Below are 14,831 nucleotides of genomic sequence, written 5' to 3'. Positions count from 1 at the left end.
GGGCGGGGCTTTTGTTGGCCCGCCCACAGGGAGGGGGTGGCGGGGCGGCTAGCATCGGGAGGTGGAAGCCTTTTGGCCTAGACCCCGCCTCGCAATAAGCGCCTGTTTGGGCTTCGCCGCCGTGCGCTACTCGGGGGAACTCATCCCGGACAAGGTGGTGGCGGCCCTGAGGGAGCACGTGGACTTCGTCCCCGTCTGCCCCGAGGTGGAAATAGGCCTCGGGGTGCCGAGGCCCACGGTGCGCCTGGTGCGGGGAGAGGATGGCCCCCGGATGGTCCAGCCCAGTACGGGGGAGGACCTGACCGAGAGGATGCGTTCCTTTAGCGAGGGCTTTCTTGCGGGCTTGGGCCCGGTGGAGGGGTTTATCCTCAAGAACCGCTCCCCTACCTGCGCCCTGAAGGACGCCAAGGTCTACGCCCGGGCCGATGCGGGCGGGGTGGTGGGCCGGGGGCCAGGGCTTTTTGCCGAGGCGGTGGAAAGGGCCTTCCCCCTCCTGCCCAAGGAGGACGAGGGCCGGCTTTCCAGCGCCCGCATCCGCGCCCACTTCTTCACCCGCATCTTCGCCCTGGCGAGGCTACGCCGGGTGGAGGACCTGGGGGGCCTTATGGCCTTCCACGCCCGCTACAAGCTCCTCCTCCTCGCCTACCACCAAGGGGAGGCGCGCCAACTAGGCCGGCTTCTCGCCGAGGCCAAGGGAAGGCCTTTCCCCGAGGTGCGCCGGGTCTACGAGGAGGGCTTCCTAAGGGCCACGAGGCTTCCCTTCCGCCTTGGGCCCATGGCGGACACCCTCCTCCACGCCTTCGGGTACTTCAAGAAGGGCCTAGCCCCCAAGGAGAAGGCCCACTTCCTGGAGCTCCTTGCGGGCTTCCGGGAGGAGCGGGTGCCCCTCGAGGCCCCCCTCGCCCTTCTCCGGTCCTGGGCCTTGCGTTGGGAGGAGGGGTACCTCCTGGACCAGGCCCTCTTTGCCCCTTACCCCGAGCCCCTCATGAGCCTGGCGAGCTCCTAGCGGATCCGCACCCGGTAACAGACCTCCCCCGCCTCTCCCGGATTCACCGTGCCCACCACCACCCGCACCAGGCCCCCTTGGATCTCCCCGGCGTCGTCGCCCGTTTGGGCCGTGAGGTGGAGGGTGGTGGTCCCGTGGGTCCAGCGGATGGCCCGGTTGTTGTAGTCCGGCACCGCGGTGAGGGGGTCGGTGAAGAAGGGCACGGGGTCGCTTAGGGTGAAGGCGGAAACCGGCGCCGTGCCCAGGTTCTGGTAGGCGATGCAGTACTCCAGATGCTCGCCGGGCCTACCTTGGGCGGCGCCCCCGAAGGAGCCGTTTTGCGTCACGTTCCGCACCCGTTTGGTGAGCCGTACCTCGCCCCCCGTCACCTGCAAGGTGTCCGTGACCCCATCAGGCTCCACCACGGCGGCGTTGTTGCCCCAGGTGAGGCCGGCGCGCAGGAGGAGGATGTCCACCGCCCCCGCTGGCTCCCCGGCGGGGACGAGGGCCCGCACCTCGATGGTGCACCCCTTCAGGCTCCCGTCAACCTCCCGGGGCCAGGCGGGGCCCACGCCAAAGGTGTAGGGCAAGGGCTGCCAGTCCTCCCCGGGGCCATAGACCCCGTCGCAGTCGGCATCCAGGCGTACCTGGTAGGCGTAGCGGGGGGCGCTGCCGGTGCTGAGCGTCACCGTCCCCAAGGTACCCGGGGCGTAGGTGTGGGCGAAGGTGTGGGTGCCGGGGGAACTGGTCTGGCCCGACTGGTCCGGGTAGAAGCGGCTATCCCGCACCACCCCGAAGTTGCGGGTGAGGCCGGAGCCGGCAAGGCCTAGGGCGCTCCCCAGGGCCACCCTTCCCCCAGAGGAGAGGGCGCCCGTGGCGTCTTGCCAGCTAGCCACCCTTTGCGCGGTGCTCCCGTCGTTCCAGCCCGTGGCCGGCCGAAGGGGGTGGGAGAGGGTGACGGTTCCCCAGCTTGCGGGGATATAAAGCCGGTAGTAGCCGTTACCGTCCGTTAGGGTGGTGCGGGTGTTGCTCCCGTCCGTGGCCCGCACCTCCACGCTCCCCACGCCCCTTTCGCCCCCGTTCTGCAGGGCGTCGTTGGCGGTCCCGTTCCCGAGGCCGTCGTCCAGGAAGACCCGGCCCTCCACCACCCCGCCGCGGAAGAGGCCGAAGAGGAGGCCCTGGATGTCGCTGCTCACGTTCACCGCTAGGCTTCCCGCGGCCGGGTTAATGAAGAGCCAGCCCGTAGGGGGTGTGGGGGTGGTATCGCTTCCGGTGTTGTTGGTGTCCAGGACCAGGGTGTAGCTCCCTGGGGCCACCCCTTGGAGGCTAAAGGCGCCGCTTCCCGGGTCCACCTGGGCGAAGGCCACCAGGCCCGTCCCCGAGAAGAGCTTGACGTAGACCGTGGCGCCGTCCGCCCAGTCCTCGGCCGGGCCTTTGAGGCCGTTGGGTTCCCGGTCATGGTAGACCTGGCCCGAGAGGGTGAAGCCCACCACGGTTACGGAGGCGGCGGCGGTGGCGGTGTCCCTATACTGGTTTCCTAAAGTCTGGCCGTTATAGGAAACCGAAGCAGTGTTGACCACGTTCTGGTTGGCGGCGCTAGGAAGGATCCGGACCCTAAACCGCACCCGCGCCCCTTGCCCTGGGAGGATGAGGCCCCCCTGGGTGGCCGTGGCCCCGGTTCCCAGCCGGAAGACCACCCGGTTGTTGGTAGTGTCGTACTCGGCGATGTCGTCACCCGGAGTGTCGGAAAAGGTGCCCGTGGGGGCTCCGGCAGCGTTTTGGACGACTTGCAGGCTTCCGGGAACATACTGGGTGCCGGTGGGGATGAGGTCCGTGAGGACCACGTTGGTGGCGCCATCCAGACCGGTGTTTTGGAAGCTTACCTCGTATTCCAGGATGTCCCCCACGAGGACCTGGCCCCCGTTGAGGTCGGTTACGGTTTTGGTAAACGTGGTCTTCAAGTCAGGGAAGTAGATATCCACGGCGAAGGTGAGCACGGCGGGGAAGTAGGTGTCGCTGGCGTTGACGTCCCCCGTGGAGGTGAAGGTAAGGGTAGCCGAGGTGGCCCCGTTGGGGATGCGGCCGGTGGCGTCCAGGCGGTCTATGTCCACGGCCATTTGGTTCACGTAATCCGGGGTCTTTTGGGTAAAGCGTGTGCCTAGGTTGGAAATAGAGCTATTGAAGAAGTTGTCGATGGGGTTCTGGCTGTCGGAAAGGGCCTGGCCGTTCAAGAGGAGCTGGTCTCCGGGTACTCCCCCATCCCCCTCAAAGGCCACGGCACCCACCCGGGCGGTAACGGTCCCGGTGGCCGGGGTGAGGAAGCCGCTAGGTGTTAGGGTTACGGGGTTCCCCAAGCTCACGCTCGCTAAGCCGTCGTAGACCACCAGGTTTTTAAAGGTGGCATTGGGGTCGCTGTAGACCACCACCAGGGCCCAGCCGGCGTAAAAGCCTAGCCCGTCGTTTCCTGTTTGGGCAAGGATGCCCCCGACCCAGTAGGTGCCGCTTCCCCGGGCTTGCACGATGGAGGTGATGTTGGCGAAGGCGGCGTAAGGTCTAGTGGTAGATGTACCCCGGTCTGTGATTGTCCCAAGGAGCTGGCCTGTAACGGTTTGGTACGAAGTGCTGCCCGGGGGTTTTAAGTAGATTTGGTTTCTTCCGGAGGCACCAGGATCAGCGCGTGCCCCCCAGTAGAGACCCGCCCAAAGCACCTGGGCGTCCGTGGGAAGGCTGAGCGTGGCGGCGGAGGAGCCCCCTCGGCCAGTGCCCCAGTTGGGAGCGGAAGGGTCTGCGTTGATGAAGGTCATGGATCGGTTGTTGTTCGCGTTTGGGTTGTTCATGACAGTGACGTCGCATCCGCTACGGCTCGCCGCGCACATTAGGGTATTTCCCACTAGGACGATATCCCCTCGGTCGTTTACTGGTCCAAAGCGCGCTTGCAAGGGCGTCACCACTTGACCAAAGGCGGTGCTCAGGAGGAAGAGCAAAGCCCACGGCGTCCTCATCGGCTACCTCCAAAGAAGTCCAGGCGTAGGTACAGGCCTTCGGGCTGGAAGAGGGTTTCGCCGAAACCGTAGCCCAGGTTGAGCCAAAGCCCTTCCAGCACCCTAAAGCTTCCCTCCACGCTAAAGGCAAAGCGGTTTCCGCCCGTTCCGGGCTGGAATAGGTAGTAGAGGGCACCCCCTAGGCCGAACCGCTCCGTGGGGTAGAGGTTGCCGCCAAGGCCCACTTGGTAGGTGTTGGCCACGGGGTCTTGGGGCTTCACCCGGTAGGCGAAGCCGGGGCGGAGCTGGAAGCCCGGCTGGTGGTAGGCGAGGAGGGTTTCGCCCTCGAGGACGGGCTCGGTTTCCCAGGCGAGGCGGTGGTAGGTGAGGAGGTTCACCTGGGAGGCGAAGAGGGCGTAGGCCACGGTGAAGCGGGCCCGGGGCTCGGGGAGGACCTGGTAGGCGAGGTCGGCGGAGAGGGTGTTCTCCGCGTCCAGGCTTCCCGTGGCCCCGCCCTTGAGGACCAGTTTGGTCTCCTGGCCCAGGGAGGTTTCCACCCCCAGGGTGGCCACGAGGTCCGCCACCTTGTAGCGGGCGGCGAGGCCGAAGGCGGTGAGGGTCTCCCCGGTCCCGAGGCGGCGCTCCAGGCCGGTGGAGAGGTTCAGGCTCAGGCGGTCCGTGAGGGGGAAGGGGGCTTCCAGGCCAAACCGGGCCCGGTTCCCCTCGCCGCTCGCCGTGGGAAGCTCGTAGGCGAGGGCCAGATTGGCGTCCCCCAGGCGTTGCCTGAGGCCCAGGGTTCCCGAAACCCCCTCGCCCCAGGTGTAGGCCAGGCCCCCTTCCAGGCGGAGGTTCGGGTCCAGGGGCCAGGCGGCGTCCAGGCGGGTGATGGCCTTGCCCACGCTGAAGGGCTGGGCGTGGGTGAGGAGGGCCCGGGCCTCACCCGCCTCGTACCCCGCCCGGCCCAGGAAGGCCCAGCTCCCTTCGCCCCAGAGGTAGCCGAGGCCCGCCCCCACGGTGAAGGGCCTGGGGCGGTATTCCAGGAGGAAGGCGGTCTGGGCCGGGGTGGCGTGCTCCAGGGCCACGCCCAAGGGGCCCTCCTCGTAGGCCAGGCGGGCCTGCCCTTGGAGGGCGGAAAGCCCTTGGGAGAGGTCCTCCGCCCTTAAGTCCCCCCTGAGGCGGAAGGCCCCAAGCCGGGCGTCGCCCCCGAAGGAGAGGCCGAAGCGGCCCTCTTGGTAGCTCCCCTTCAGGCTCAGGCGGTTTGCCCCCTCCTGGTAGCCCACCTCGGCCCCGAAACGCCAGCCTCCCAGATGGGCGGCGGAGAGGCCAAACCGCAGGCCCCCCGCCTCGTAAACCCCGGAAAGGCCGTAGGCCAGGAGGTCCCTGGGGGCCTCCTCGGGGGCGTAGGCCGCCAGGAGGTAGACGGGGCTCAGGTCCGGGGCGGTGGGGAAGAGGGGGCGGGAGAGCTGGAGGTTGCCCAGGTCGTCCACCACGTAGTCCTTGCCGGGCACCAGGCGGGTTTCCCTGGCCCCCTCCACCAGGGTGAGGGTGAGGGTGCCGGGCTTGGGCCTCCGGCTGAGGCGGTAGAAGGAGGTGCCGTCGGGCCGGATTACCTCCTCCACCGTGCCCCGGGGGAGGAGGGCGAGGAAGGCCTCGAGGCGCCCCTCACCCCGGGTGCTTAGGCGGAGGGCGGTGGCCTCGGGGAGGCCCGCCCCCAGGGGAGCCCGCTCGTAGCTTACGGAGAACTCCGGCTGGTCGTAGCGGAAGGCCACGGGGTCGTCGGAGGTCAGGGGGCGCTTGGCCTCGGTGGCGGCCCCGGTGATGGGGAAGCGGTCCGGGGCGAGCTTCGCCCCAAGGCCGCCCGCCGTGTCCAGGGCGAGCTGCCCCTGTCCCCCTAGAAGGGGGCCCTCGGCGTAGGCCCGGGCGAGGCCGAAGAGGCGGAGGCCTTCCAGGGAGAGCCGGGCGAGGCTTGGCCCGAGGGCTACCCCCACGCTCCCCTGGGCAAGCCAAAGGGCTTCCTTGCGCTCCCCGGCGAAGAGGCGGGCCTCGGCCTCCAGCTGGTTGAAGCGGGCCCTGACCCGGAACTCCTTGGGGGCGGTGAGGGGCCTTATGAGGAGCTCGGCCCGGCCGTCCTTGAGGAGGATTTGGTAGCCGGAAACCTCCGGGAAGGCGTCGGGGTTTAAGGGCTCCAGGTCGGTTTCCACGGTGACGGGGCCAAAGCCAGAGGCCAGGCCGTTCTCGTCCAGGGCCTCCACCAAGACCTTTAGGGGCGTGCGCCCATCCGCCTGGGCCTCTAGGAGGGAGAGCCTTAGCCGGGTGGGGTTCCCGGGGCGGAAGACCTCGAGGCGGTCCTGGGCCACGCCTTCCACCTCCAGGAGGTTCCGGCCCACCTCCAGGGGTATCCCGTAGTACTCCAGGCGTTGCCAGCCCCGCCCCTCGTCCAGCTCCGCCTTCCCTAGGCGCTCCGGGCCGATGGGCTTGCCGTTCACCTTAAGGGTAAGGGGGCCCAAAGGGGCTTCCAGGACCACCCGGATGGCGTCCCGGTCCCGGAAGACCTCGCCGTCCTTGGGCTCCCGGATGACCCCTTGGCGCTCCCCTTGGAAGGGCCTGGCCTTGCGGTACTCCTCCAGGGTCACCTTCCCCTTCAGGTACACCTCCCGCCCCCCGGCGAGGAGGGCCAGGCTGGGCTCGGCCAAGGGGGGCAGGGCCCGCTCGTGGCGGAGGGTAAGGCGGACCTCGCCCTCCTTCCGGAAGGGGAGGCGCCAGAGGAGGCGGCCCTCCAGGAGGAGGGGGTCCTCGAGGGGAAGAAGCCTTTCCCCCTCCGCCAAGCGGGCGCTTCCCGGCACGTAGGTGGCCCCTTCCGGCAGGGAGAAGGCGAGGAGAAGGCCCTCACCCTCCCCCTCCACCCGGAAGGGCAGGCGCACCTCGGAAAGCCTTTCTGGGGTGAGGAGGGGGAGGGCCACCAGGGTGGCCTCCGCCGGGAAGGCCGCCGGGGTTTCCCCGAGGAAGGCGCTTGCCCGGTTGACGTGGGCCCCGGGCGGGACGCCCTCCGCCTTCAGGGTAAAGGTGCGCACCTCCCCGGGGGCGAGGGGAAGCTCCAGGTCCAGCCCCTCCATGGGAAGCCCCTTGGACGGGGTGTCCAGGAGCCGGATGCGCACGGGGTGGTCGGCGGGGTTTTCCACCCGGAGGAGGAAGGTGGCCTCTGTTCCCTCCAGGACCCGGGGGGCCAGGGCCTCCTTCTTGAGCCCGAGGAGGACCCGGGCCACGGGGGTTTCCGCTTGCAAGGCGCCTCCCTCGTACCGCAAGGTGGCCTGGCACAGGCCCTCCCGCTCCTCCCCAAAGCGCACCCGGGCCTCGTAGGTGTGGACCCTTTCCCCGCCCGGGGGCACCGTCCCCTCAAAGCGGGCGGTGGCGGGTTCCAGGATGTCCGGGCAGGTGTCCTCCAGGGTGTAGTGCAAGGGGGCATCCCCTCCGTTTTTCACCACCAGGCGGTGGGCCACTACCTCGCCCGGCAGGTAGCGCCGGTGGGGGGTTTCCCGGGCAAGGGCGGGCTTGGGGAGGAGGACCTCCACCTTTGCCTCCGCCCGGGCGAGGGCCTCCTCCCCCCGCAAAAGCTCCGCCCGGTTCACCAGGAGGCCTTGCCCCACCACCCGGAAGGCCACCTCGTAGCTCTTCCCTTGGCGGGGTTCCAGGTAGACCTCCTGGTCCAGGCCGGGGCCCACCAGGCCCTCTCCCCCGAGGTCCCGTAGCCTTATCCGGCCCGCCTCGTCCCCCTCGTTCACCACGGTGAGGCGGAAGCGGGCCTCCTCGCCCTGGGCCACCCTTGGGGTCAGGGCCTCCTTCTTGAGGGTGAAGGTGGCGGGGCGGAAGAAGGCCACCTCGGCCCCCTTTTCCAGGCCAAAGGGAAGGAGGCGCCCCTTCACCTGGTAGCTCCCCGCCGGGCCCTTAAGCTCCACGGCGAGCTCCAGGGGGCGGTCCTTGCTTAGGGGGGCGGTGAGGCGGGTGGCGGTGAGGGGCTCAAGCTCAGGGGGAAGCTCTAGGGAAAGCTCTGCCGGGAGGAGGCCGGGGTAAGGGGTGGTGGCCCGGAGGAGAAGGCGGGCGGTTTCCCCTTCCGGGTGGCGCTGGGCTTCGGGGGTGAGGGTGAGGTTCACCTCTGGCCGCAACCTGAAGACCACCTCCCGCTCCTCGCCCGGGAGGAGGCGCACCTCAGTAGGCCCTTCCGCCAAGGCCACTTCCGCCTCGAGGGCCAGGGGGTAGGTGCCAGGCGGCAAGGGGAAGAGGGCCTCGCCCGCCACCCTCCGGCGCTCCTCCCCGAGGCGGAGCACCCCCTCTCCCGGGCGTTCCCCCCCAGGCAGGTCCAGGAGGAGGCGCACCCTGAGCCTGGCCTCGGGCGGGGCCACCACGAAGGCCGCCTCGCCCCCAGGGCAGCCGAAGCGGACCCTGTCGCCCTCCACCACCACCGCCCCCTGGGCCCTAACCTCCAGGAGGCGGTAGCCCTGGGGTAGGTCCAGGAAGGCCAGGCCGTCCTCCGTGAGGGTGGGCTTCAGGTCCAGGGGGTTCCCGGCGCTATCCACCACGGCCACCCGCCTAGGGCCAGGGGGAACCGCCCGGAAGCGGTCCTGGGCCACCTCCAGGCAGGCCTTCACCTGGATGGCGATGGTGTTGGAGTACTGCTTGGCGGTGGGGGGTTGGGCGAAGAGGAAGCGGGTGAGGCCGGGAAGGCGCACGGGGTACTCCGCCCAGGCCCTATCCCCCGAGACGGGGCGTTCCTCCAGGCGGCCATCGGGGAGGACCACCCGGGCCAGGAGCTCTTCCGGCCCGTCCTCGTCGTAGAAGCGCACGGGGAGGGGGAGGAGGGAGGGGGGGGCCTCGAGGGCGAAGAGCTCCACGAACCGGCCCCGTTCACCGGGGCGTTGGCGAAGGGTGAGGCCCGCCCCTTGGTCCTGTACTTCCACCGTAAGGGTCGTGGGGTCAAGCCGCACGGCGAAGCCCTCCGCCTTCAGGAGGAAGGCGTTCTTGCCCAACCCCTCAAAGCGGGCCACCAGGCGGTAAGGGGTGTTCTTCTCCAGCCTGCCCGAGAAGAGGAGGACTTCCCGGTGGGGCTCCAGGCCAAACTCCACCCGCCTCAGGAGGGTTTGGCCCCGGTAGAGTTCGTAAACCGCCTTTAGCTCCCCTTGGCCGCCATCGTAGCGCTCGTCCCCGAGCTCCTCTTTGCCCCTTAGGGCGCTCCGGTAGTCCTCAGGGTCAAAGCCGGGGGAGAAGAGGACAATCCGCCCCTCCTCCTTTTGGGGGAGGAGCCAGGCCTCGAGGCGGTCCATTTCCCAGGAAAGGCCGGTGCCCACCAGGGTGGCCTTGAGCTCCACCTGGGCCAGGGCCAAGGGTAGGGCGAGGAGGACGGAAAGTAAGCGCCTCATGGGTACCTCCAGCGCACCTCGGGGTCCGTGAGGCGGGCCTCGCCCACCTCGTAGACCAAGGTTTCCTCCCCGGAGAACTCGGGGAAGTGGAAGGTCTTCTCCCCGCCTGCGGGCAGGAGGTCGGTCAGGGTGAAGTCCGGAAGGGTTTCCCCGCTTCGGAGCCGCAGTTCCACGTACACCTTTTCCCCCACGCTGAGAAGCTTTTTTTCCACCATTAGGGGCCCCATGCGGAGGACCGTGCTCCGCTCCACCCGCACCCATCCTTTAGGGGGCACCAAGGGAAAGTCCACCACCGTGGCCCCCTGCACCAGGGCCCGCTTCCTGTAGCCTTCTCCCAGGTTTTCCGGCAGGGCTTTGGGCGGGAAGGGGGCGGAGGCGGGGTCCAGCATCACCTGGTGGAGGCCCAAGAGGTCGCGGAAAGCGTAGCGCCCCTCCTGGTCCGTGAGGGCCTGGAGCCCGTTGGCAAGGAGCACCCGGGCCCCGGGAAGGGGGATGTCCCCGGGGCTATAGACCCCGTCCCCGTCCAGGTCCAGGAAGACCCGGCCCAGGAGGACCCCGCCCAGGGCGAAGGGACCGGGATCCACCTGGGCGAGGGCCTGGGCGCGCCCGCTCGCCACCACCGCCCCTTGGCCGCTTAGCCCTAGGGCCTCGGCGGTATTGATGAGCTCCTTAGAGGCGCCGGGCAGGAGGCGGAGGGCATAGGTGAGGCAAAGCCTCCCTTTGGCGGGGAGGCTTAGGCCCTCCCACACCAGCTTCCCCTCCGCCACCTGGGGCTCCAAGGGGCGTGCCCCCCTGGCAAAGCCGGGCGGTGCCGGGCTCGTACCGGGTGCCGGGGGCGGGGTGTCCGTGAGGCGCACAGTGAGGGGTGCGGAAGCGGGGTTTTCCAAGGTGAGGCGGTAGGTGAGGAGGTCCCCGATGCGCGCCTGCTTGGGGCTCACCTCCTTCTTTAGTAGGAGGTTCACCCCAAAGACCGGGTGGCGCACGGGGTTGGAGGCCACGGGGTTAGGCACCTCCCTGGCCCTAAGCCAGAAGGCGTTTTCCAAGAGGGTGTCGTCGGGCGTGCCCTCTTTGATGCGCACCCGCAAGGTGAAAACGGTTTCCCCAAGGGGCAAGGGGTTCAAGGTCCAGACCACCCTGTGGCCCTGGGGGTCGTAAGCCCCGCCGTGGGAGGCATCCAGAAACTCCAGGTGGGGGCCTAGGGCGTCCTCCACCACGGCCTGGGCCAGGGGGCCAAAGGCGTTGCGCACCCTCAGGGTGTAGACCACCTCCTGGCCTGGGCGGAGGGTGGTGCCGGCGGGGGGGTCTGCCTCCTTGAGGAGGGTGAGGGCCTCCGCCCCCACCGCCTCGAGGACGTCCCACGTGGCGTTTTCCGCCCCCGTGGCCAGGGAGCGGGCCACCACCTTGGCGGTGAAGGCCCCGGGGCCCTGGGCCTGGTAGCAAACCTTGAGGTCCCGCCTTTCCCCGGGGGCGAGGGGGAGGGGGTTTGGGAGGGGGGTGCCCGCGGGGTCTTCCAGCCAGAGGCTTACCCCCACAGGTACCCCCTCCACCCGGAGGGCGTAGCTATCCTCCACGGTGCCAGCGTTTTCCAGGGTGTGGAGGAAGCAGAGGGGTTGTCCCGTCAGGGCCCTGCCCGTCTGCCGGTCGTCCTGGAAGCCCTCTCCCCCGGGGAGGGCCCTGGGGTTCCCAGCGGGGCCCAGGTGGTGGGCGTAGAGGGGAAGGACCCTTAGGGTTGCCCGCCCTTCCGCGGGCCCCCCGGGCCCCGTGGCGGAGGCCCTGTTTTCCACCAGGCCCGGGGGGGTTCCGAGGGGCACCCGAAGCCGGAAGCTTATGGTAGCCTCCTCCCCGGGAAGGAGGCGGGGGAGGAGGAGGCGCACCCCTCGGACGGAAGGGGGCTCCTGGGCCGTCCACCCTTGGCCGTCGGAGTACTCCACCTGGCCCTTGGGGGCCTGGGCGGAACCGGGGACGAAGGGGAGGGGAAGGGGGAGGTCCTGCAACGCTACCCCTAGGGCTTCGCCGTCCCCGAGGTTGCGCACCCGGAGCACCACCTGGACCTCCGCCCCGGGGAGGGCCGTCCTGGGCATCGTCTTCTCCAGGAAGAGGGCGGGGCCTTGGCGGGCCTCGAGGCGGGCCCAGTTCTCCCGGTCCTCCGCCCCATCGGGGCAGCGGGCGGTGGGGGAGAGGAGGAGGCTTCCCCTTGCCGCCAGGGGGGCCTTCACCCGGACCACCAGCCTAAGGCTTTCCCCCATGCCCAAGGTAACCTCCGCCATGGGGTTCCCCTCGGGAAGGCCGTCCCCGTTTAGGTCGGGGAAGAAGGCCACCTCCACCGGGTCAAAGTCCCGGGAGCCCAAGGTGTAGCCCAGGCGGAAGGTAAAGCGGTCGTTCCCCCCGTTGGTGAGGAGGTAGGGGAGGTAGGCGTAGCCCCCAGGGCTGATGGACGCCACCTGCCCAGGGTTCGCCGGGGTACCATCCGGAGAGAGCTGGGGCAGGCAGAGGGGGCGCACCACCGTCTCCACCACGTTGGAAAGGTAGCGCTCCTCCCCCGCCCAGGCCACCGCCTGGTTGCGGATGACGGTGCCGGCCGGGGTTAGGGCCAAGGCCAGGGAGAGGAGCCAAAGGAGGCCCACTCCCCACCTGGCCCAGAACCCTTTGCTTGCCCGGTCACCGCCCATCTTCGTTTCCCACTTTTTCCTTTCCTGGTCAAAACCGTGTCAAAGTTGGTTCTAAAAACAAACTCTCGTTTGTTCGTTCCCCCCGAGGGGGGCCCCGCCCCGGGAAACCCCGGGGCGGGGGGATGGCCTACTGCACCTGGACCGTCAGGGTGATGGTGATCCTGGCGCCCGGGGGCATGATGTCTTGGTCGGTGATGGAGTTGTCCCCGTTGGTGTCCACGGCCACGTAGACGCTACCGCCCGTGGGCGCGCTGGTAGGCGCCGTCGGGCTCCAGGTGGAGCCGTCCGTGGAGTAGAGGATGGTGTAGGTGCCGCTGAAGCCCGTGGCGGTGGCCGACACGCTCACGAAGCTGGTGTAGGCGGGGATGGGGTCGGAGACAATTACCTTGGTGAGGTTCCCGGTACCGATGTTCTCGGCCACGATGGTGTAGGTGAGGGTATCCCCCGGGAAGGCGCTCGTCTTGTCCACGGACTTGGTGAGCCTGAGCTCCCCACCCACGACGGTGGTGGTCTCGGTGGCGGTGTCCGTGGCCTCGTAGGTGTTGTCGGGCGTGCCGGTGGTCACGTCGCAGTTAGCCCTGACCGTGTTCACGTCCACCCGGCCCACGGGCTCGCCCGCCGGCACCGTGACCCGGACGTAAAGGGTAGCGGTGCGGCCATTCGGGGCCACGTACACGTCCGCCAGGCTGGCGTACCAGCTGGTACCGTCCGTGGAGTACTGGTAGGTCCAGCCGTGGGCGCCGCCGTTGCCGGAGATGTCGCAGTAGGCGGGGGCGTTGGAGTTGTTGAGGAGGGTGTGGGTGTAGACGATGGTGCCCGGGCTCGTGACGGTGCCGGAGCGGTCGGGGTCCAGGGTAACCTGGGCCACCAGGTTCACCGCCACCTGGCTGCTGACGGTGTCAGACACTCCAGACACGGTGGTGCTCGTGGCGGTGAAGGATACGGGGTTGTTGCCAGGCGCAGTTTGAGCCGGCACCGTCACCGCCGCCACCACGCACTGCTTTTGACCGGGGTTCAACAGGTTGGTGTTGGCGATGGGCGCCCCGTCCGGCACGCCATCGCAGTTGGCATCGGGGTAGAAGACCACGCTCCACCCCTGGGGCACCGTGGCCGTAAGGTTGTAGACGTCGGGGTTAGCCCCGGCGTTGTAGACCTCCAAGGGGAAGTACACGGTCTGACCGGGGTTGGCGCTTTGGGAGGCGGGGTTGTCGTTGTTGGCGTTGCCGTCCCCGCTGTAACCCCTAGCAGCCAGGTCCACAGCGTAGCCAGAGAGGATGCTGGTTACCTCGTCCGTGGTGGTGTCTTTCTTGCTGCTATCGCCCACGCTGGTGGCGGTGACCGTGAGGTTCACCGGCCCGCCCGTGTAGTTAGCGGGGATGGCGCACTTGAGGGCGAAGTCGTAGGTGCCGCCCGCCGCAGCCGGACCCACAGGGCCGTTGATGGGGGTGGTGAGGTCGTCGGCCACGAGCTGGCACGCCCAGCCAGAGGGAGCACCCGTGAGGCTAAGGGTGAAGCTATCCTGGGTGTTCCCCGTATTCTTCAGGGTGTGGCGGAAGATGACGTTGGTGCCGCTATAGACCTGGGCAACGCTTTGCGCATCACCGGAGCGGGTAATGGTGTAGGCACCCACCGTGTAAGTGCCCGTGGCGCTTCCCTCCGGATAGCCATAGGGACCCACCTTCACGTCGTAGCTCGCCCCCACGGTGTTGTTGGTGGTGTTGGTGGTGACGTCCCGGTTCTGCGTCCCGTCGTTGAAGCGGACAACGGCGCTGTTGGCGTAGCCCGTGCCGGCTTGAGCGTTTTGGGGAACCTGGGCGGTGAAGCTGAGGCTGTACTGCGCCCCTTGCGGGAAGAAGGCCCCGGTACCCTCAATGAGCATGCCGATCTTCTTGGTGCCGTCTCCGGTGATGGGGAGCAGGGAGGAAGTGAGCGTGACCCAGCTTGTGCCGTTGTAGTAGACGTAGCGCACGGTGCCCGCCCCGGCGCTTCCCGTGGGCATCTGGCTCACGGTGAGCCCGCTTGGGATGGTGTCCTCCACCAGGATGCCCGTCTTGGTTTGGTTGTCCACCGTCACGCTCACGCCGTAAGCGGCGCTCCCACCGGTATTGGCACCGGAGATGGTGTAGGTGACGGTGGCGCCGGGGGCCACGTTGCCCGAGGGCGAGGCGCTCTTGAAGGCGGTGAGGGCGGCGGCGGTACTGGCGGTGGCCCGGGCCCAGTTGTCCGTGTCCGTGAGGGTGTTGTTACTACCTACGGACGAGCCGGTCAGGTTCAGGTTGCCGTACTGCCCGTTCTGGGCGGTGGTGGGGATGGTGGCCGCCACGATGACGCAGGCCTGAGCCCCCATGGCCAGGGTGACGTTCGTCACCTGGGCCTCGCCCGCATCCACGTTGCCGTTGCAGTTGGCGTCCAAGTAGATGCGGACGTTTTGCAGGTCAAAGTTGTCCCCTGTCCCTTGGGCGGTGCTTAGGTTGATGGTGTCCGTGCCGTTGCCGTTGTTGGTGACCACGTACTGGAAGAGCACCTGTCCCCCGGGCAGGTTGGAGCGGATTTGGCCAGGGTTCGTCTCACTGCCGTTTGGGGTGATGGTAAAGGCGTAGACCTGCTGGACGATGGTGGTGACCAGGTTGGACGTGGTGGTCCTGGATTGCCCCGCCGAGTCAATGTAGCTAGCCGAGGCCTGGTTGGTGATGGCCGTGCCGGCGGGGGTCATGGCCAGGGCAAGGCCCAGGACCATGAATAGGGCGGCTAGAAGATACATCCCTCTCTTCATCCTCATAACCTC

General features: G+C 68.5%; 5 protein-coding genes. 1 reads left to right on the top strand and 4 read right to left on the bottom strand.

The window, feature by feature from the left end; genetic code table 11:
* Nucleotides 1–61 precede the first annotated feature (61 nt).
* A complete protein-coding gene (locus A0O31_RS12410; protein ID WP_071678240.1) occupies nt 62–1,006 on the top strand; it encodes a DUF1722 domain-containing protein in 945 nt (314 codons plus the stop codon).
* Here A0O31_RS12410 and A0O31_RS12405 read toward each other — a convergent pair.
* The 4 genes from A0O31_RS12405 to A0O31_RS12390 form a co-directional block, all read right to left on the bottom strand.
* Complete coding sequence (locus A0O31_RS12405; RefSeq protein WP_237259066.1) at nt 1,003–3,504, bottom strand: hypothetical protein; 2,502 nt, start codon at nt 3,502–3,504, stop codon at nt 1,003–1,005. The genes A0O31_RS12410 and A0O31_RS12405 overlap by 4 nt on opposite strands.
* A 479-nt stretch (nt 3,505–3,983) precedes the next feature.
* Complete coding sequence (locus A0O31_RS13525; protein WP_071678238.1) at nt 3,984–9,377, bottom strand: hypothetical protein; 5,394 nt, start codon at nt 9,375–9,377, stop codon at nt 3,984–3,986.
* Complete coding sequence (locus A0O31_RS13520) at nt 9,374–12,001, bottom strand: hypothetical protein (protein WP_261340709.1); 2,628 nt, start codon at nt 11,999–12,001, stop codon at nt 9,374–9,376. The genes A0O31_RS13525 and A0O31_RS13520 overlap by 4 nt, the downstream gene beginning before the upstream one ends.
* 172 nt (nt 12,002–12,173) lie before the next feature.
* Nucleotides 12,174–14,819, bottom strand: a complete 2,646-nt coding sequence (locus A0O31_RS12390) for a DUF11 domain-containing protein (protein ID WP_071678284.1) — start codon at nt 14,817–14,819, stop codon at nt 12,174–12,176.
* Between the last annotated feature and the right edge of the window lie 12 nt (nt 14,820–14,831).

This window comes from Thermus brockianus (assembly GCF_001880325.1).
Taxonomy (GTDB): domain Bacteria; phylum Deinococcota; class Deinococci; order Deinococcales; family Thermaceae; genus Thermus; species Thermus brockianus.
The sequence above is the reverse complement of the archived record's forward strand: the minus strand, read 5'-3'. Positions and strand labels throughout refer to the sequence as shown.